Origin of the sequence: Bradyrhizobium nitroreducens (assembly GCF_002776695.1) — a bacterium.
Taxonomy (GTDB): domain Bacteria; phylum Pseudomonadota; class Alphaproteobacteria; order Rhizobiales; family Xanthobacteraceae; genus Bradyrhizobium; species Bradyrhizobium nitroreducens.
Genome location: NZ_LFJC01000003.1, coordinates 233682 through 252891 on the forward strand (window position 1 = coordinate 233682; position 19210 = coordinate 252891).

Genomic DNA, 19210 nt, shown 5'->3' on the forward strand with positions numbered 1-19210 from the left:
CTATGTCGGCACGCCGACAGTCACATCGATCTCGCCGACGGCTGGTCCGCAGACCGGCGGCACGACCGTGGTCATCACCGGCACGAACCTTTCCGGCGCGAGCGCGGTCACGTTCGGAGCAACGGCGGCAACTGGCTTCACGGTCAATTCGGCGACCTCGATCACCGCCACGTCCCCCGCCGGTACCGGCACGGTTGATATCAGGGTGACGACTACGGGCGGCACGTCGGCGACCTCCGCCGCCGACCAATTCACCTACGTCGCAGCACCAACCGTCACCTCGATCTCACCGACGTCGGGTCCGGGTGCGGGCGGCACCACCGTCACCGTCACCGGCACCAACTTCTCCGGTGCAACGGCCGTGACCTTCGGCGCAACGCCGGCGACCGGCTTCACCGTCAATTCGGCGACCCAGATCACGGCCACATCGCCGGCCGGCACCGGCACGGTTGACATCGGGGTGACGACCGCCGGCGGTACCTCAGCGACCTCTGCTGCGGACCAGTTCACCTATATCCCCTCGCCGACCGTCACCTCGATCTCGCCGACATCGGGCCCGGCGGTGGGCGGCACATCGGTGACCATCACAGGCACCAACCTCACGGGCGCCGCAGCCGTGACCTTCGGCGCAACGGCTGCGACGGGCTTCACGGTCAATTCCGCGACATCGATCACCGCGACCTCGCCGGCCGGGGCCGGTGTCGTGGACGTCAGGGTGACGACGACGGGCGGCACGTCCGCGACTTCGGCGGCCGACCAGTTCACCTATTTCGGCACGCCGACGGTGACGTCGATTTCGCCGACCGCTGGCCCGCTCGCCGGCGGAACGTCTGTGACCGTCACAGGCACCAACTTCACCGGCACGACAGCCGTGAAGTTCGGCGCGACGAATGCGACCGGCTTCACGGTCAACTCCTCGACCTCGATCACCGCCACGTCCCCTGCCGGCACCGGCACGGTTGACGTCACGGTGACGACGCCAGGTGGGACGTCGGCCACCTCGGCTGCCGACCAGTTCAGCTACGCCGCAGCGCCGGCAGTCACGTCGGTTTCGCCGAACGCAGGGCCTGCAGCGGGCGGCACCTCTGTCACGATCACCGGTTCTGCACTGTCGGGTGCGACCGCCGTGAAGTTCGGCGCAACCAATGCCGCGAGCTTCACGGTCAATTCGGCAACCTCGATTACGGCAACCTCGCCCACCGGCACCGGCATCGTCGATGTGACCGTAACGACACCGGGCGGAACATCAGCCACATCGGCATCGGATCAATTCAGCTACACGCCCGCACCGTCCGTGACCTCGATTGCGCCGACCTCCGGATCGGCGGTCGGCGGCACGTCAGTGGCGATCGCGGGAACCGGTTTCACCGGCACCACCGCAGTGAAATTCGGCCCCAACAATGCAACGAGCTTCACGGTGAACTCGGCAACGTCGATCACGGCGACATCGCCGCCCGGCGCCGGCACGGTCGACGTCACCGTGACGACAGGCGGTGGCACATCGCCCACCTCGGCCGCAGACAGGTTCACTTATCTGTCCGCCACGACGGCGACGGCCCTCACCTCCTCGAAGAACCCGAGCAGCTACGGTGAGTCGGTGACGTTCACGGCAAACGTAAACAGCTTGGGCGGGACGCCGACGGGAACGGTGACGTTTTTCGACGGCACGACACCGATCGGCACGTCCACATTGTCAGCCGGCATCGCCACCTTGGCAACCACGACGCTCGTCGTCGGCAATCACACGATGACGGCGACCTACAACGGCAGTCCCGCCTTCAATGCCTCGACATCCCCGGCGCTGACCCAGTCAGTCGACATTCCCGCCGACAGCGCCAGGCTGCGCGCGCTCCAGCTCAACGTCACCAAGGTGGTGGCGCAAAACTCCGGCCAGGCGATCTCCGGCGCGATCGACACCGCGATCTCGGAAGGGTTCAGCAGTGGCGGGCAATACGTCATGCCGGGCGCCGGCGGGCTGCGCGTCAACTTCGCCGCCGCGCCTGACGGTGACGAGGATGACGGCAAACCCCAGTCCGCGTCCCAAAGCGCCAATGCCTATGCCGGGAGGGAAAGCTCCGGCCGGGGCGGCCGCGCCACGCGCGGCGCCTCGCGGATCGACGACGCCTTCGCCGCCATCGACCGGGCTGCGCCGACCAAGGCGCCGGTCGCGCGCTTCAAGCAGCAAAAGGACTGGCTGTTCTGGATCGACGTGCGCGGCACCGGCATCGACCGATGGGGCTCGTCCGGTAATATCGGTCAGGGGGCAACCCAGGCCACGCTCTACGGCCAGCAGATCAACCTGCTGTCCGGCCTGACCTATCGGGCGGCGCCGAACCTGCTGGTCGGTGTGACCGGCGGCTACGAGAACTTCAGCTACACCCAGACCGACATCAACGGGAAGCTGAAGGGCGACGGCTGGACTGTCGGCGCCTATCTCGGCTGGAAGATCATCCCGACGCTGCGCTACGACGTGGCGGTGACCTATTCCGGCATCGGCTATGACGGCACCGCCGGCACGGCCCAGGGCAATTTCAACGGCAATCGCTGGATGTTCGCGACCGGCTTCACCGGCACCTACAATTGGGCCAATTTCACGATCGAGCCGTCGGCCAAGGTGTACGCGCTGTGGGAGCATGAGAATGCCTATGTCGATTCGCTCGGCACCCAGCAGGCTGCCCGCACCTTCTCGAGCGGCCGTGCGTCTGCGGGCAACAGGATCTCCTATCCTGTGCCGTGGCTCGATAGTGTGCTGCTGGCGCCGTATGCCGGCGTCTATGCCGACTACTACTTCACCCAGGACGACGCGGCCGCGATCGTCGCTGCGGGTGGCATACCGCTGGCGTCCACACCGCTGCTCCAGGGCTGGTCGGCGCGGGTTACGGGCGGCATCGGTGCCAGGCTGGCGAGTGGGGCCACGGTCGGCTTCGGCGCCGAGCTCGGCGGCATCGGCGGCAACACGCAGATATGGACGTTCTCGGGACGCGCACGCATCCCGTTCTGATCCCGGGAGATGACGACGAACCGGCGCGCGCGACGCCGCCAGCCAGATCTGCTTGCTTGGTGCCTGCGGCTAGTAAAGGCCGCGGCCGCTCAGGATGCTGCGGGCCTCGGCGGCGCCGTCGGCCGATGAGGACGCGCTCTCGGCGGCGTAGCGGCCGTCCGTGTCATAGGATACCGCGCGGGCGTTCTGGAGCGCCCGGCCCCGGCTGCGGCTCGAGGCCGACATTTCCGAGGTCGCATTGAGCGAGGCCATGTCGGCGGAGGTGTTGCCGAGATTATAGGGCCGCCCCTCCGGCATCGGCACGTCGCCGCGAATGGCACCGCGGCTCGATCCCGGCAATTCCAGCACGAAGGGTCTTGCCGAGGCGACCCGGACCATCGAGGGCGATGGCGCCGGAACGCCGGTGCGCAGGGTCGCCAGGAGCTGGCGGTCGTCGGAGCCTTCGAGCGGCGCCCGGCCGACATATTCGACACGGACCTTGGCGACACCATTTCCTTTGAATTCAAGGAGTTCGGCGGCCTTGTTCGAGACGTCGATGAGCCGGTTGCCGTGATAGGGCCCGCGGTCATTGACGCGGACGATCAGCGACTTGCCGTTCGAGATGTTGGTGACGCGGGCGTAGGACGGCATCGGCAGGGTCGGATGCGCCGCGGTCAGCGACGTCATGTCGAAGACCTCGCCATTGGCGGTCAGGCGGCCGTGGAAGTCATCGCCGTACCAGGACGCCATGCCCTCAGCGCGGTAGTTGACGTCTTCCTCCGGAACGTAGGTCCTGCCCGCCACGACATAGGGCTTGCCGACGCGGTAGGTGCCGCCGCCCTTTGGGACCGGCTCGCCGAAAGCGACCACCCGGGGGCTCGAGGACACGCCGTATTTCGGATCGACGCGGTTGGCGAATTTGTTGGAGGAGGCGCAATTGGCAAGCGCAACGCAGGTTGCGACCGCCGCAACACCGCGCGCGGCCCGCAAAACCGAATCTGACCGTCGGATCCCCATTCGCCCCAAATACCATTCCGTCGGAGGTCTGCCCAATCCGCCTTGGCAGCGGCGCAGCCCGTCCGGTCCTTTGATCCGAGGCGGCCCACCACCGCGCTGGAAGCGGTAACGATAACGCAACCCGAACACGGCGGAAATGGGGAGCGCGCAGCGATCCCGCCGGGATGGTAAACGGGACGTTCGCATTTTTCCGTTGTTCTACGGAACATCCCGGACATTCTGTTGCGCCAAATCCTCACTCCACCCCCATTGTCGCCGGCTTCACTGGAATTCTTTTGACTGTGCAAGGCCGCACGCGTTCTCTCGGATGCAAGGGCGGGATTTGGAATTTAACGATGATCGAGACGGTTTCGGCACTGATGGGCTTGGTAAGCGCGGGGATCTTCCTGGCCCATGCGTTTGAAGGCTACCGCACGAGGGCCTGACGGCACTCGCGCGAGAGGCAAGCATCACCTCTTTCAAGACGGCACGTTCGGACAATTTTAATCGATCCGACCGAGCATCGAAGACGAGAGCGGCAGGTGTCCCATGCGCAACCATGATCTGGTCTCTGACGGCTTCCTGGCCTTGACCGCCGGCGGTTTGGTCCTGCTCTGCTCGAGCCTCATGGCACTGGCCTTCGCCTGAGCGCCACACTCCCCTTCCGAATTTCCAACCCGCGGCACCACCGCGACGCAGCACGCAACGTGACCGGTACTGTCGCGCTCCCGTCTAGTTGATTGAATTTCCGAGTTCGGCGCCTCGACCTATTTCAAGAGGCCATCACCAACGAGGGTGACGCAAATGCTTGCCGAGAAGTTTTTCCTGGTTCTGGAATCGCTGATCTGCGGACACCGCACCTATCCCGACGGAAGCCCCCGGGTCATCAGCACCTCCCCGCACGTCCCGATGAGGCTGACTGGTCAGAAATAGTCGGACGATCGAGCGCACATCCGCTCAGCGCAGGCCCAGCAGGGAGCGGCGATAGCGGCCGTCGCGGGCTTCGGTCTGGCAGACGAAGCTGCCGTCGAATCCCTGGCCGTACCGCTTCTGGCCCTTTCGGTAGTAGACGCCCTTCCGGAAATCCAGCCAGACCACCCTGTCCTGCGGACAATGACGCTGTGCCTGCGCCTCGTAGCGAAACGGCGTCAGCGGTGTCGCCGACACGTCCGTGGCGCCGGCGCCCATCATGATCGCACCGGCGAGCGCGACCCCGCCGGTCCACCTGCCGAAGCCGCGCTGAATCACGCCTCGCCTCCCGATCCGGGCCGCCACGCGACGGCCGCGGCACGCTAGCACGAAATGACGCGATCCGCCGACGCCGAGGAGCGCGGCGTCTTCCGCCGGCCATCTTGTCGGGCTAGATGAAAGCGAAATCGTTGCGATTGCGAGGATGCTGCCTGAATGTCGGTTGAGCCTGGGCCCCAATCGGAACCTCGTACCGAACCACGCCCGCCCCTGCCGCGCCTGGGTCTGCTGCCGATGATCATCTTCGGCTCGCGCTGGCTGCAATTGCCGCTCTATCTCGGGCTGATCGTGGCGCAGTGCGTCTACATCGCGCTGTTCCTGAAGGAGCTCTGGCATCTGTCCTGGCACGCGCTCGATCTCACCGAGCAGCAGATCATGATGAGCGTGCTCGCGCTGATCGACGTCGTGATGATCTCCAACCTGCTGGTGATGGTCATCGTCGGCGGCTACGAGACCTTCGTCTCGCGGCTCGACCTGCAGGGCCATCCGGACGAGCCGGAATGGCTCGGCCACGTCAATGCCAGCGTCCTCAAGATCAAGCTCGCCATGGCCATCATCGGCATTTCCTCGATCGCACTGCTGCGCACCTTCATCGAGGCTGGCAATCTCGGCTCGAACCGCGCCGGTTACACCGAGACCGGCGTGATGTGGCAGGTGCTGATCCACATCACCTTCATCGTCTCGGCGCTCGGCATCGCCTATGTCGACAAGATCAGCGACTCCGGAATGCGCAAACATGCCGAGTGACGCGCTCAATTTGCGGTACACCTGCTGGATCCGGAGTCCACATGTCCACCGATGACGTCTCCTTCAGGCCGGCGCGTCCGGACGACGCAGAGACCGTGTTCAACATCACCAAAGCCTCGATCGCCGGCCTTGCACAGGGATGCTATTCGCCGCTGCAGATCGAGAACTGGATGGGCGAACGGACACCCCGCTTCTATGAGGACCTCATCGCCAAGGGACGAATGACCGTCTGCCTTCGCAACGACGTCGTCGTCGGCTTCGTCGATGCCGAGCCCGGCGAGGTGACCCGATTGTTCATCCTGCCCGAGGCGGCCGGCTCCGGTCTCGGCCAGCGGCTGCTCGATATCGGCGTAGTCCAAGCGCGGCTGGGCCATACGGGGCCGATCCGTCTTGAAGCCACGATCAACGCGGAAGGCTTCTACCGACGATACGGCTTCAGAAGCACAGGCAGAGGGCAATTCTCGCACGGCCTCGGCGGCGAGCCCATCGAGATCGTGTACATGGAGCTGTGAGCAGCAAACCGCTCCTTGCTCAGGCCTTTGCTTCGAGTTGCTGAACGGCCTGATGCAGGCATTCCTGGAACTTCGCGGCGACCTGCTCGCGCGCCACACCCTTGGCGACGAGATCGCCTGACACCTTGTCCAGGACCTCGTCGATCGTCCGGCTCTCCAGATGGTCCGTCGCCAGCGCCGTCGCGTAGCTCGTCGCGGCATCGCCGCTGAGCCCGAGCTGGCCGGCAGCCCAGAGCCCGAGCAGCTTGTTGGACCGGGCCGTCGCCTTGAACATGAGCTCCTCGTCGTGGGCGAATTTGGCCTCAAAGCCCTGCTCGCGCTTGTCGAACGTGGTCATGGTCGGCTCCATTGCGTTTTCGCGGATGGGGATCGGACTGGCTGGGAGCGAACGTCTCCGTCATTCACGTCAGTTGAGGATCATTTGAATTTTCCGGCGGAAGGCAAACGGCGTCAAGCCTGCGCTGGTGGCAGGCCCAGCGCCTTTGCGGCAGCCAGCAGCTTCGGGCCAGCCAGACCGGCTAAGGGAAGATATTTACCATTCGTTAAGCAGACTCAGCGCCGCATGGGTGCGTGGAAATCGAGAGCTGACGCATGAACAGAGAGCTGCGGGAGTTTCGACGACTTGAACGGGTCTGCCTGGAGCAGGCCGCCCTTTCCACCCTGGACCTTGCGCGAAGCGGATTGCTCAAGGTCGCCGACGATTGCCGCATCGCAGCGGAAGCTATCGAGGCCAAATCGCCTCGCGGCGCATTGGCAGGCGCCGTTGAGGCGCTGAAGCTGGCCTTGAGCGCGACGCGGGTCTCCCACCGGCACTAGCTCCGGTCATCCTCGGGCTATCAATCCAGGGCACGCCGACCGCGATCGGTCAGGCCTTTGCCGTCGCCGCCTCGCGTGCGAGCCGCTCGGCCCTCAGCCGCTCCTTATTGGCGTAGAACGCCTTCTGCGCCTCTTCGTGGTCGCGCATGGCCTTTTCGGCCTCGATCCGGCGTGCCGCATCGCGCGCCTGGCGCTGCTCGGGGGTCAGGGGTTTGCGTCGGAAAGAAAGGTCACCAGTCATGCCGAGATAACGCGGAGCTGAGGAAAGAGTTCCGCAACGACGCGCCGGGCGCATCGCCCGAACCCAATTCAACTGCCCCCTACGCTCCCGACAAAAATCGCAAAACAACCCCATGCACAGTAGCTAAGTCCCCGGCGGCGTAACGTCTTTTTGAGTCCGCGAAAAGCACCCTCTGGCCCGCCGGGACCAGAAACTGATCGCCATCTTCGGAACATCCGCCCACGATGGAAAGTTCCCAAAGCTCGGAAAGCGTCGTCGTTGAGACAGGTCAATACGGGCAAGCCCAGGCTCTGCTGTCTTAGCTCCGGCAAGTAGATGGAGACGGCCATGTCACAGCAGAGCAGCATGCATTTCTACCTCAATTGGGCCAAGGAGCGGATCGACGAAATGGATGCCGCCTTGGCCTCGTTCGAGGTCAAGGCCGGCCAGGCCAAAGCTGAGTCCAAGGTCAAGACAGATCAGCTCCTGTCCGACCTGACGACGCGCCGTGACGCGTTTCAGGCAATGCTCAAGACCCAGGCCGAAGCAGGTGAAGCCGCCTGGACCGAGGCAAAGGCCGACCTGGAAAAGCAGTGGGCTGGCTTCGAAGCCCAGGTGAAGACCTATTTCGAAGGCGCCGGCAAACAATTCGAGCAGCAACAGGCCACGTTCAAGGACGTTGCGGCCGCACAGGCAAAAGCCTGGCGCGAAGCCGCGGACAAATTCCGCGACGCCGCGGGCAAAGTGGCCTCAGCCCGCACCGTCGATGTCGATGCCGCGCTCAAGCAGATGAAATCCGATGCGTCCGAGGCCGAGGCGCGTCTGCAGAAGCTGAAGCAGGCCGGCAGCGAGTCCTGGTCGGTCCTGAGCGCCGCCCTCGCCGAGTCCCGGAAGGCCTTTGATCAAGCGAACCAGGCGGCTTGGAACGCGCTGAAGGGTGCAAGTCCGAAGAGCTGAGGCTTTCGGTTCGTCGAACCTGCCCGCTTAGAATAGGACGGATGTAGGAGCGCGCGTGGCACGGCTGTAGCTCACGCGCCCTCATTGCCACTGAGACATTGAGGTACATGGCTATGACGATCAGGAGAGCGTGCCGCCAAGCTCAGAGCGGCGCGCCAGTATTCGTTCGGGCTTCACAGACCTACTCTCCAGCGGCGCATCTCAAGGCCCCGGTTTAATCTCTCTGGTAACGCTCATCGTCTTCAACGTCTCGCCCTGGTCGGCGAGCCGTACCCGGAGAGTGAACGTGAGATCAACCCCGGTTTTCGGCCAATCGTCCTTTCCGTCGGTCACGCCTGAGACAGTTGCCTTCATGGTTGCTGCACTTTTGGGAAAAATTACGCCCATCGATTTGAGGCTGAGGGACGTGCTAAGCTTCTCTACACTTTGGCGCGCGGCCGATAAGTAAAGATCACCGTGCTCAAGCAAATGAAGGGCCGTAATGTCTTGCGGCACGAGGTTGATATCGCCGCGATTGAAAATGTAGATGATGAGGTCGGCGCTTCTGGCTTTGCCATTCGGCGCGACTTGAACGTCGACGACTGGTTCTTTCTCAAGCAACTCGCGCTCGTCTTTTGCCGCGGCGAGATCGTAGGCGCGCTTCGTAAAGAGCAGGCTGCCACCAGAGACTATTAGCGCGATGGTCGATACCACCGCGGCGTAATGTGCTGTCGAAAATTTGCTCTTCGTCGACAGGCCGCTGGCTGGTTCGGAGGTCTCCATTGTGGTCCGCCTCGGTACTATCTTTTGTAGCCCGCTACCGCTCGCCGATTTTCATCAGTCACGTCGACCGTGATCCCGTTGTGCCCGCCGTACATGACAGCAGACTCGACGTCCTCCGGAGAGAGTCCGAGATCGCGAGCAATTTCGTACCAGTGGTACTGTTGCATTGGGTCCGGGTCATTCGCGATGAGCGTGTTGAGGTGGTCGACAATGCGTTGCGCCATCGCATTGTGCTCTGATGCCTCGCGGCGTTTCCTTGGATCCGCTCCTCGGTAGCCATCAAGGCGGGGTTGAAGGGGGAGCTGCATCAGGCTGGCCAATCCCGCGCCTGATCGGCCGCCTGAAGATCTTCGGTCCAGCGGGCATCATTTGCATTCTGCGGCGCGCGACAGACAAGCTCGAGCCGGCCCGTTGGCACGCCGCGGCGAATGACCTTGCCGAATGCGATGTCGACCCACTCGCCGAGGAGTGGGCTGCCCTCGCACGCCGTTAGCACCGTGCCGGTCGCGTAATCGACCTCCGCGGCCTCCTGCGTGTAGGCTTGAAATCTGACCTCATCACCCGCAGCAAACGATCCAAGCATCATGGCTCACGTCCTTTTCGAATCGGGAGGCCAATTCTAGCCCAATCCTAGCCCATGGCACCTCAGCGGTGCCGCACGAAAGCGCCCCGGAGAGGATCGATTTCGAGCAAGTTAGCAGCATGGTGACGACAGAGGGCAGCTGACTAACTGGAATGTTATCCGCCATGCTCTCAGCTCCAGCCGAAGCCCCCCGACGCGGTCAGCTTCCTTTGGAAGTGGCCCCTGACCGGGACCCGCCGAGCCCGGGATTGATGGCCAGCGACGCTCCGGCAGCGCCGCCGGCTTCATAGGCCGTCATCGAGACCATCCGGCTGGTGCTGCGCGCTGTCCGGAGCTTGAGGTCGAGCTTGTCCAGTTCTGCGTCGACCACGGAGGTCTTGAGGACGACCAGCCCGCGGCCGGTGCTTTCGTTGACTTGATCGCGACCGGCCTTGATCGCCACCAGCCTGTCCGCGATCGAGGCCACCATCCCGAGCGCGAAGGAGGCGTTGGCCAGATGCCGCTCCTGGTGCCGGAACCTGCCGTAATCAACCGAGGTCTTGAAGCGTCCGAGTTCGGCGCGCACGGCGCCGTCGATCAGTTCGGCCAGATAGTGCGCGACCTCGACATCGGTGCCGAGACCGAAGAACACATAGCTGTTCTCCCCGCTTGCGTTCTTCTCGCGCCAGACCCGGCAATCGCAGAAATGCGCGATCGCGCCGATGCAATCGTCCAGCGGAATTCGCTTCTTGCGATGGGTCTCGAAGACCCGCCGTTCGCACGGCGAGGCGCGCAGCTCGACGTCGGAGAGCGACAGATCGTGGCGGTCCAAGAGCTCGGCGACCTTGGCGGCGGCCGACAGCGCCTCGTCCTCGGTGCAGCCATTGGCAATCGTCTTGGCGCGCAACGCCTGAATGCGGAGCTTCAGCTTGTCGAGCGCGGCTGGACTGGACGTTTGATTCACTGGTCACCTGCTCGGGGAAAGCCTGGCCGACGGATCGCGGTCGGATCGAGTGGCGGATGGGCACCACATCTTCTCCTTGCCTTCACGATCGGGATATCGGACAGCGGTTGGTAGAAGGCTGTCATCACAGAAGGTCATGGAATGTCGAATAGACGGTGGATGATCATCCTGCTGGTTACCCTGCTCGCTGTTTGCTCGATCGTGGCGGGCGCTCGGTACTATCTAAGCAGGTGCCATGGCATGGACGCGTGCGCAGCCGCCGAAGCCGAAAGCCATGAACGGGATAAGCCAGCCGAGCCACAATAGTTTTTTGGTCCAGGGACACAATCGTTTTTCGGTCGACGAATCGGGATCGACGCATCTTGCGCACGCGCTCCACGCCCATCCGCGCAGCTCGCCCACGAAATTCGACATGATTGGATGGCCCGAAGGAAGAGGCCCGTCAGCCTGAAGCGCGCGCCTCTCTATCGAGCCGACTGGCGAGGGCAGATCTCAACGTTTCCGCCCGTGGGTACCGCACCTCCAGCGATGCCGGTTCGATATTCCAGCCGGCATCCACTTTTTACCGGACGACATCCTCTCGCGTCGCAAAGCACCTGTCCCGTCGCAGTCGCTGCATGTTGTGCCGAAGTCGGCGCGGCAACTGCTGTGGTCTTGGCCCCCAAGACTGCAAGCAATATCACTGCGTTCGTAGCCAAAAAACGGTTCAACATCGCATCATCCTGCCGCGGACTTCCTGACCTCATCAGATGCCATTTAAGATTGCAAGGAAAACGGGGTCAAGACGTGACCGCCGCCGCCCCCATAAAGCCCATGAAGCCTTCAGCGCCCATTCGTTGCTGACCGTTTTTTGTTGGCTTCTGAGCCGCGAACACGAACCGTAGGGATGGATGGGCCCGATCTGATCCTACTGCTCGCCGAAAATCCCGCTCAGCGGGTGCTGCAGCATTGCGTTGCTGGTCAAATTACATGGACCCTGCGCTGAAGGCTGGTTTCGGGGTACACGCCACAGATGACGACAGTTTAGCTGCAATATCAGCTCCATGAGAGGAGAACTGGCGGAAGGGGTGGGATTCGAACCCACGGTACCCTTGCGGGCACGCCGGTTTTCAAGACCGGTGCCTTAAACCACTCGGCCACCCTTCCAAGCATGGAATGGGTGTCGCTTAACGCAGTCGACGGCGCATGGCAACGCGAAGTTGGGCTGCTGTGTGATGGAGTTTGGGCGGCTGCGAGGGCGTTGTTGCCGCCCGGGACTTGGCGAGGCCCTGCTGCGGCCATCGTTTAAGACGCCTTGGCGCCTGCGGAGCGCACCTCTCCGTTGACCCGGATCAAAGGATTTCCGCCGCCCGTCGCTAGCGTGGGTTGACGCCATGGACGGAGGATGAAGATGAGGCTGAAGCGACTCCTGGTAGCCGTTGCGCTCTTGGTTGGATTTGCGACACCTGCAGTGGCGCAGCCGTTTCCGCGTCCGGTGCTTCAATTTACCGGTCAACTGGTCTTTGGCCCAACGCTCATTGTCGGGCTGACGGTCGTCAACTGGCGCGATTACTCACCCGCCCTCTTCGCGGAATCGCCCAAGCTGCCGCCGTGCGGGCTCAATACCTCGGCGTCGCGGACCTGGGTCGACATCTACAACGCCAGAGGCCAGAGGCTCTACGGATTCTGCGACTTCAACGATCCGTCCAATCTCTCGCAGCTCTTTTTCTCGGTTCCCATTACCCAGCGGCCAAGGGCGGTTTACATTACGCTCACCGACCGGTTGCGGCGCCGAATAGTCGTGTCGAACAAGGTGGCGATTCCGTAAGCCGTGCAAAAGAAAACGCGGCGCCCGAGGGAGCGCCGCGTGAATTTCCTCGTTGTTGCGTCGGCCTCAGTACCCGCAGCTCGCACACCCCATCTGCACCGGCGCGTAATACGAATAGCCCGGCGAGACCATCTCGACGCGCTGGCGCGTGGCGTATTGCGGCGGGATGCGCTGGTACTGCACGCTGGGCGGCGCGACCATCACGGTCTGCGGCACCATCACGGTGCGGTATTGCGCGGGCGTGCGGTGCGCGACCACGGCGCCCGGCGACACCATCACCGTCTCGTCGACGGTGCGGTATTGCGGCGCGACGTATTGCTGCTGGTAGCAGGTCTGGCACGGCGGCGGTGCGTAGCAATTGTAGCAGCCGGCGGAGGCCGCGCCCGTCATGGAAATCGCAGCGACGGCGGTGGAGAAAACAACAGCAAGAGTACGCGACATTATGTGGTGCCCCAATTGCCCGAAATGGATTTGCGAAGGTTGGCGCAGTATACGCCGCAAAACCTTGCTTTGCCGAACTTCGTGGAGGCATCCTTAACGCGAACGGCCGGCGCAAGCCGGCCGTTCAGGACTCGTTGACCATTGATGCTGGCGCAACGACCCGATGAGTAGCCCGGATGGAGCGTAGCGCAATCCGGGACCGGTCTCACCTCTGGTCTCGCACTTGCCCCGGATTACACCAACGGCTCGGCGCTTGACGCCGACCAATGGCTCCATCCGGGCTACAAGGCCCTTATTTCGGACGCCGCTTCACCTCGCGCACCGCGCCGCGCGCGGCGCTGGTGGTGAGCGCGGCGTAAGCCTGAAGCGCGGTCGAGACGTTGCGCTTGCGGCCCACGGCCTGCCAGGCCGCATCGCCCTTCGCCTCCTCCGCGGCGCGGCGCTTGGCGAGCTCCTCGTCGGAGACCTCCAGCGTGATGCTGCGGTTCGGGATGTCGATGGCGATGATGTCGCCGGTGCGCACGAGACCGATGTTGCCGCCTTCGGCGGCTTCCGGCGACAGATGGCCGATCGACAGACCGGAGGAACCGCCGGAGAAGCGGCCGTCGGTGACGAGCGCGCAGGCTTTGCCGAGGCCCATCGATTTCAGATAGCTGGTCGGATACAGCATCTCCTGCATGCCAGGGCCGCCGCGCGGGCCTTCGTAGATGATGACCACGACCTCGCCGGCGACGACCTTGCCGCCCAGGATGCCTTCCACGGCGGCGTCCTGACTCTCGAACACGCGCGCGGGGCCGGAGAATTTCAGGATCGAGGCATCGACGCCGGCAGTCTTCACGATGCAGCCGTCCTGCGCGAGATTGCCGTAGAGCACGGCGAGGCCGCCGTCCTTGCTGAAGGCATGCGCGATATCGCGCACCACACCCTTCTCGCGGTCGGTATCGAGCTCGTCGTAGCGGCGCTCCTGGCTGAAGGCGACCTGCGTGGGGATGCCGCCGGGCGACGCGCGGAAGAAGGTGCGGACCGACTCGCTCTTGGAGCGCTTGATGTCCCAGCGCTCCAGCGCCTCGTTCATGGTCGGCGCGTGCACGGTCGAGACCGCGGTGTCGATCAGGCCGGCGCGATCGAGCTCGCCCAGAATGCCCATGATGCCGCCGGCGCGGTGCACGTCCTCGACATGGACGTCGGCAACCGACGGCGCGACCTTGCACAGCACGGGCACGCGGCGCGAGAGGCGATCGATGTCCTGCATGGTGAACTTGACCTCGCCTTCATGGGCGGCCGCCAAGAGATGCAGCACGGTGTTGGTGGAGCCGCCCATGGCGATGTCCAGTGTCATCGCGTTCTCGAACGCCGTGAAATTGGCGATGTTGCGCGGCAGCACGCTCGCATCGTCCTGCTCGTAGTAGCGGCGCACGATATCGACGATGGTGTGGCCGGCCTCGACGAACAGCCGCTTGCGGTCGGCATGGGTGGCCACCACGGTGCCGTTGCCGGGCAGCGCGAGGCCAAGCGCCTCGGTCAGGCAGTTCATCGAGTTCGCGGTGAACATGCCCGAGCAGGAGCCGCAGGTCGGGCATGCCGAGCGTTCGATCACCTTGACGTCCTCGTCGCTGACCTTGGAATCGGCGGCGGCCACCATGGCATCGATGAGGTCGACGGCCTTGGTCTTGCCCTGCAGCTTGACCTTGCCGGCCTCCATCGGGCCGCCCGAGACGAACACGGCGGGGATGTTGAGGCGCAGCGCGGCCATCAGCATGCCAGGCGTGATCTTGTCGCAGTTGGAGATGCAGACGAGGCCGTCGGCGCAGTGCGCGTTGGCCATGTATTCGACGCTGTCGGCGATCAGCTCGCGCGACGGCAGGCTGTAGAGCATGCCGTCATGGCCCATGGCGATGCCGTCGTCGACCGCGATGGTGTTGAACTCTTTCGCCACGCCCCCGGCCTGCTCGATCTCGCGGGCGACGAGCTGGCCGAGGTCCTTGAGGTGGACGTGGCCCGGCACGAACTGGGTGAAGGAGTTGACGACCGCGATGATCGGCTTGCCGAAATCGCCGTCCTTCATGCCGGTCGCGCGCCAGAGGCCGCGGGCGCCCGCCATGTTGCGGCCGTGAGTGGTGGTGCGGGAGCGATAGGCTGGCATGGCGGTTTCCGTCCTCGGGTTTGCGTGGGCCGGGCGGGAAAATATGGTGCCGCCTCAGGCCTTTCCGGCCGGATAGCGCACGGGGGGAACGGGCGCAACGGGAACTTGGGGCGGACAGGGCTCCCCTGCTCCCGGCGCGGGGGCTGGTCCATGCCCCGGACGCAGCGCAGCGTCATCCCGGCGATGCGAAGCATCGTCCGGCGCGACGGTGCGCTGCAGAGCCGGGGCCCATGTGGCCGCGTGTGCTGCGGCCTCCTGGGTCCCGGCTCGCGCTTCGCGCGTCCGGGACACGAGTGTGAGACCTACTGCAGCGTCGGATCGAGCCGATCGCGCAGCCAGTCGCCGATCACGGAGACCGCCAGCGTCGTCACCACGATCGTGGCCGCTGGCGCCAGCATGATCCAGGGTGCCCGGGTCAGGTACTCGCGGCCGTAACCGACCATGTTGCCGAGGCTGGTCATCGGCGGCTGCACGCCAAGCCCGAGGAAGGACAGGCCCGACTCCATCAGGATCACTTCGGGGAAGACCAGCGTGGTCGAGACGATCAGGGTCGAGGCGATGTTGGGCAGGATGTGCCGGAGGTAAATCCGCGGCGGCGTCGCCCCCAACTGGCGGACGGCGGCGGCATAGCCTTGCGCGTTGGCCGAGATGGCAAGGCCGCGGGCGATCCGGGCGTAGCGCTCCCAGCCGAACAGGCCCATCAGGCCGATCAGCAGCGGCAGCGAATTGCCGAAGAAGGCCAGCACCGCGAGCGCCATGATCAGGAACGGCATGCTGGCCTGGAAGTCGGTCAGCATCAGCACGAATTGCTCGACGATCCCGCGGAAATGCGCGGCGAGGAAGCCGAGCGTGGTCCCGACGATCGCCGAGATCGCGGTCGCGCCGAAGGCGATCAGCAGCGAGATGCGGATCGAGACCAGCAGCCGCGACAGCACGTCGCGGCCGAGCTCGTCGGTGCCGAGCCAGTGCGCGACATTGCCGGGCGTTGCCAGCCGGTTGCGCAGGTCGAGCTGAGTGTAGCCGTACGGCGCGAGCTTCTCGGCGAAAGCTGCGACCACCAGCATCGCGACGATCCAGGTGATCGCGAGCAGGACCGAGACCGGAATCGCTGGGAGATTGATGCGGCGGCCGCTGGCCGTTTCCTTCAACGTCGCGTCGGTCATGCGTGCGCTCCTTTGGCGCGCAGCCGCGGATCGAGGAAGCCGTAGAGGAAGTCGACGATCAGGTTCGACGTGACCATGGTCATCGCGACCAGCAGCAGGATGCATTGCACGACGGCGAGGTCGCGGTTGGCGACCGCAACGACGAGCAGCCGCCCTACTCCCGGCCATGCAAACACGCTCTCGACCACGACGGCGCCTGCGATCAGCGTGCCGACCATGAAGCCCAGAATGGTCACGGTCGGGATCGCCGCGTTCGGCAGCGCGTGCGAGGTCACCACCTTGCGCCACGGCACGCCTTTTGCGGACGCGGTGCGGATGTAGGGCTGGCCGAGCACTTCCAGCATGGCGCTGCGGGTGAAGCGTGCCAGCACCGCGGCGCCGCCGAGGCTGAGCGTGGCGATCGGCAGGATGGCGTGGCGCCAGCTGTCCTGTCCGCCCGAGGGCAGCCAGCCGAGCTGCACGGCGAAGACGAGAACCAGCAGCAGCGCCAGCACAAAGCTTGGCACGGTGAAGCCGGCGACCGCCGTCATCATCACGGCACGATCGATGGCGGAGCCGCGATGCAACGCGGCGTAGATGCCGGCGGGAACGCCGAGTGCGACCTTGAAGGCAAACGCCGGCAGCGTCAGCGCCAGCGTTGCCGGGATCCGCTCCAGCACCAGCTCGATCGCGGGGCGGCCGTCGCGCATGGAGCGGCCGAGCTCGCCCTTGGCGATAGCGTGGAAGTAATCGAGATACTGGAACCAGATGGGATCATCGAGGCCCCAGGCCTTGCGGAAGGCCGCGAGCACCTCGGGCGGCGCCTCAGGTCCCAGGATCATCAGCGCGGGATCGCCCGAGAGACGCAGCACGACGAAGGCGAAGGTCACGACGAGCACGATCGTGAGCGCGGCACGGCCAATGCGAATGGCAAAATAGCGTCCCATCACGCGGCGTCCCGCGCCTGCGTGCCCGTGACGAGATGACAGGCCACCTGCCTGTCACCGTCGACGGCCGAGAGCGCCGGCACCTCGCTCGCACAGCGCGTGATGGCGCGCGGGCAGCGCGGATGGAAGGCGCAGCCCTTCGGGCGTGCCGCCGGGTTCGGCGGATCGCCTGCCAGCACGATGCGGCCGGCACTGCGGCGGCCCGGCGCGGGCGATGCCGAGACCAGCGCCTGCGTGTAGGGATGCTCGGGGCGCGCAAAGAGATCGTCGGCGCTGCCGATCTCGACGATGCGGCCGAGATACATCACGGCGACGATCGTGCTGATCTGCCTGACGACGCGCAGATCGTGGCTGATGAACAGCAGCGTCAAGCCAAGCTGAGCCTGGAGGTCGCAGAGCAGGTTCACCACCTGGGCCTGGATCGAGACGTCGAGCGCGCTGACGGGCTCGTCGCAGACGAGGAAATCAGGCTTTGTGGCCAGCGCGCGCGCCAGCACGATGCGCTGGCGCTGGCCGCCGGACAGCGCACCCGGGTAGCGCACGCCATGCGCCGGCGTCAGCTCGACGGCGCGCAGCAATTCGCGCACCCGGTCCTCGCGCTCCGCGGCCGTGCCGAGGCCGTGAATGTCGAGCGGCTCGCGGATCTGCGTTGCCACCGGCAGGCGCCGGTCCAGCGCGCCGAGCGGGTCCTGGAAGATCATCTGCATGCGGGCGCGCTGCGCACGCCATGCGGCCGTCCCTAGCGTGGCCATCGGCTTGCCGTCGAACCGCACCTCGCCGCTGTCCGGCGGATCGAGCCCGAGCACGATGCGCCCGGTTGTCGACTTGCCGGAGCCGGACTCGCCGACGAGGCCGAGCGTCTGGCCTTTGCGGATCGTCAGCGACACGCCATCGACCGCGTGCACGGCCGCAGCTCGGCCGAACATCCCGGAACGCATGGAATAACTGCGAGAGATCGCGGACACCTCGACGAGCGGCGGGTTCATTCGGCGGCGATCCCGAGCAGCGCGCGGCGCGAGGCTTCGGCGCGGATGCAGGCGACAGCCCGATCATCGGCGATGGGCGCCAAGCTCGGCGCGGAAACACCGCACGCCTCGGCGGCCATCGCGCAACGCGGCGCGAAGGCGCAGCCAACGGGCATCTGCGCGGGATCGGGCACCGTGCCGGGGATGGCAGTGAGGCGCCGCCGCGGCCCGTCGAGCGGCGGCAGCGCGCCGATCAGGCCTTGCGCATAGGGATGCACGGGATCGGCGAACAGCTGGTTGCTGGGGGCCTGCTCGACGATGCGGCCGGCATACATCACGGCGACGCGGTCGCAGTTTTCCGCGACGACGCCGAGGTCGTGGCTGATCAGCACCATCGCCATGTTCATCTCGTGGCGGATGGTGGAAAGCAGCTCCAGGATCTGCGCCTGGATGGTGGCGTCTAACGCCGTGGTCGGCTCGTCCGCGATCAGCAGGTCCGGATTTCCGGCGAGCGCCATCGCGATCATGATGCGCTGGACCTGGCCGCCGGAGAATTCGTGCGGATAGGCCTCCAGCCGCCGTGCCGCATCAGGAATGCCGACGAGATCGAGCAGCCGCCGCGCTTCCGCCTTCACGGCGTTGCCGGAAAGGTCGCGGTGCAGCGCCAGCGCTTCAGAGAGCTGCCTGCGGATCGTCAGCACCGGATTGAGCGCACTCGCGGGATCCTGGAAGATCATGGCAACGCGCCCGCCCCTGACCTGGTCGAGCTCGGCGGCCGGTGCGCCGAGGAGCTCGCGGCCATCGAGCCGGACCGAGCCCGAGACCCTCGCATGGCGCGGCAAGAGCCCGAGCGCGGCAAGCCAGGTCACCGACTTGCCAGATCCGGACTCGCCGACGAGGCCGAGCGCTTCGCCCTTCTGCAGGGTGAGATCGACGCCGCGCAGGACCGGCACGCCGCTGAAGGCGACGCGCAGGTCCTCGATGCTGACCAGCGGCGACAC

Annotated in this window: 20 protein-coding genes and 1 tRNA gene; 6 read left to right on the forward strand and 15 right to left on the reverse strand. The window is 65.2% G+C overall.

Annotation, left to right across the window (positions count from 1 at the left end; translation table 11 throughout):
• Nucleotides 1-3001 (forward strand): beta strand repeat-containing protein (locus TSA1_RS01175; RefSeq protein ID WP_161497308.1); only part of this gene is annotated, 3001 nt, incomplete at its 5' end.
• A 69-nt stretch (nucleotides 3002-3070) separates the two neighbouring features.
• On the opposite strand, the gene TSA1_RS01180 is transcribed toward TSA1_RS01175, so the two are convergent.
• Nucleotides 3071-3997: a septal ring lytic transglycosylase RlpA family protein gene (locus tag TSA1_RS01180; protein ID WP_100174729.1), complete on the reverse strand. Its 927-nt coding sequence runs from the start codon at nucleotides 3995-3997 to the stop codon at nucleotides 3071-3073.
• A 936-nt stretch (nucleotides 3998-4933) separates the two neighbouring features.
• Nucleotides 4934-5167: a hypothetical protein gene (locus TSA1_RS01190; RefSeq protein ID WP_430649791.1), complete on the reverse strand. Its 234-nt coding sequence runs from the start codon at nucleotides 5165-5167 to the stop codon at nucleotides 4934-4936.
• A 213-nt stretch (nucleotides 5168-5380) separates the two neighbouring features.
• Between TSA1_RS01190 and TSA1_RS01195 the strand changes: the two genes are divergently transcribed.
• On the forward strand, nucleotides 5381-5971 hold the full coding sequence (locus tag TSA1_RS01195) for a TIGR00645 family protein (RefSeq protein WP_100174731.1): 591 nt from the start codon (nucleotides 5381-5383) through the stop codon (nucleotides 5969-5971).
• 41 nt (nucleotides 5972-6012) lie between these two features.
• The gene (locus TSA1_RS01200) at nucleotides 6013-6483 is read left to right on the forward strand and encodes a GNAT family N-acetyltransferase (RefSeq protein ID WP_100174732.1); all 471 of its coding nucleotides are present in this window, start codon (nucleotides 6013-6015) and stop codon (nucleotides 6481-6483) included.
• Between the two features lie 19 nt (nucleotides 6484-6502).
• Here TSA1_RS01200 and TSA1_RS01205 read toward each other — a convergent pair whose 3' ends face one another.
• Nucleotides 6503-6820, reverse strand: coding sequence for a DUF1476 domain-containing protein (locus TSA1_RS01205; protein ID WP_174718684.1), 318 nt, complete (start codon nucleotides 6818-6820; stop codon nucleotides 6503-6505).
• 254 nt (nucleotides 6821-7074) lie between these two features.
• On the opposite strand from TSA1_RS01205, the gene TSA1_RS01210 reads away from it, so the two are divergent.
• Entirely contained in the window at nucleotides 7075-7299 is a 225-nt protein-coding gene (locus TSA1_RS01210) for a hypothetical protein (RefSeq protein WP_100174734.1), read from the forward strand.
• A gap of 49 nt (nucleotides 7300-7348) precedes the next feature.
• On the opposite strand, the gene TSA1_RS01215 is transcribed toward TSA1_RS01210, so the two are convergent.
• Nucleotides 7349-7540: a hypothetical protein gene (locus TSA1_RS01215; RefSeq protein WP_100174735.1), complete on the reverse strand. Its 192-nt coding sequence runs from the start codon at nucleotides 7538-7540 to the stop codon at nucleotides 7349-7351.
• A 327-nt stretch (nucleotides 7541-7867) separates the two neighbouring features.
• Here TSA1_RS01215 and TSA1_RS01220 point away from each other — a divergent pair, with 327 nt between their 5' ends.
• Nucleotides 7868-8476 (forward strand): sll1863 family stress response protein, encoded by a 609-nt coding sequence (locus TSA1_RS01220; protein ID WP_100180909.1) that lies wholly within the window; start codon nucleotides 7868-7870, stop codon nucleotides 8474-8476.
• A gap of 201 nt (nucleotides 8477-8677) precedes the next feature.
• Here TSA1_RS01220 and TSA1_RS01225 read toward each other — a convergent pair whose 3' ends face one another.
• From TSA1_RS01225 to TSA1_RS01245, 5 genes are all read right to left on the reverse strand, one after another.
• A complete protein-coding gene (locus TSA1_RS01225; RefSeq protein WP_145984256.1) occupies nucleotides 8678-9238 on the reverse strand; it encodes a hypothetical protein in 561 nt (186 codons plus the stop codon).
• A gap of 17 nt (nucleotides 9239-9255) precedes the next feature.
• Complete coding sequence (locus TSA1_RS01230; RefSeq protein ID WP_145984257.1) at nucleotides 9256-9558, reverse strand: hypothetical protein; 303 nt, start codon at nucleotides 9556-9558, stop codon at nucleotides 9256-9258.
• On the reverse strand, nucleotides 9546-9824 hold the full coding sequence (locus TSA1_RS01235; RefSeq protein ID WP_100174738.1) for a hypothetical protein: 279 nt from the start codon (nucleotides 9822-9824) through the stop codon (nucleotides 9546-9548). The genes TSA1_RS01230 and TSA1_RS01235 overlap by 13 nt, the downstream gene beginning before the upstream one ends.
• A gap of 196 nt (nucleotides 9825-10020) precedes the next feature.
• A complete protein-coding gene (locus tag TSA1_RS01240; protein ID WP_100174739.1) occupies nucleotides 10021-10764 on the reverse strand; it encodes a DUF7168 domain-containing protein in 744 nt (247 codons plus the stop codon).
• Nucleotides 10765-11820: 1056 nt separating this feature from the next.
• Nucleotides 11821-11910: transfer RNA gene (locus TSA1_RS01245), tRNA-Ser, on the reverse strand.
• A gap of 238 nt (nucleotides 11911-12148) precedes the next feature.
• On the opposite strand from TSA1_RS01245, the gene TSA1_RS01250 reads away from it, so the two are divergent.
• Nucleotides 12149-12571, forward strand: coding sequence for a hypothetical protein (locus TSA1_RS01250; protein WP_145984258.1), 423 nt, complete (start codon nucleotides 12149-12151; stop codon nucleotides 12569-12571).
• A gap of 66 nt (nucleotides 12572-12637) precedes the next feature.
• Here TSA1_RS01250 and TSA1_RS01255 read toward each other — a convergent pair whose 3' ends face one another.
• From TSA1_RS01255 to TSA1_RS01280, 6 genes are all read right to left on the reverse strand, one after another.
• Complete coding sequence (locus tag TSA1_RS01255) at nucleotides 12638-12961, reverse strand: hypothetical protein (protein ID WP_100174741.1); 324 nt, start codon at nucleotides 12959-12961, stop codon at nucleotides 12638-12640.
• 343 nt (nucleotides 12962-13304) lie between these two features.
• Nucleotides 13305-15155, reverse strand: coding sequence for a dihydroxy-acid dehydratase (gene ilvD / locus TSA1_RS01260; protein ID WP_100174742.1), 1851 nt, complete (start codon nucleotides 15153-15155; stop codon nucleotides 13305-13307).
• 302 nt (nucleotides 15156-15457) lie between these two features.
• A complete protein-coding gene (locus TSA1_RS01265) occupies nucleotides 15458-16318 on the reverse strand; it encodes an ABC transporter permease (protein WP_100174743.1) in 861 nt (286 codons plus the stop codon).
• Complete coding sequence (locus TSA1_RS01270) at nucleotides 16315-17244, reverse strand: ABC transporter permease (protein WP_174718685.1); 930 nt, start codon at nucleotides 17242-17244, stop codon at nucleotides 16315-16317. The genes TSA1_RS01265 and TSA1_RS01270 overlap by 4 nt, the downstream gene beginning before the upstream one ends.
• Entirely contained in the window at nucleotides 17244-18230 is a 987-nt protein-coding gene (locus tag TSA1_RS01275) for an ABC transporter ATP-binding protein (RefSeq protein ID WP_100174745.1), read from the reverse strand. The genes TSA1_RS01270 and TSA1_RS01275 overlap by 1 nt, the downstream gene beginning before the upstream one ends.
• On the reverse strand, nucleotides 18227-19210 hold the full coding sequence (locus TSA1_RS01280) for an ABC transporter ATP-binding protein (RefSeq protein ID WP_100174746.1): 984 nt from the start codon (nucleotides 19208-19210) through the stop codon (nucleotides 18227-18229). Before TSA1_RS01280 ends, TSA1_RS01275 begins: the two co-directional genes overlap by 4 nt.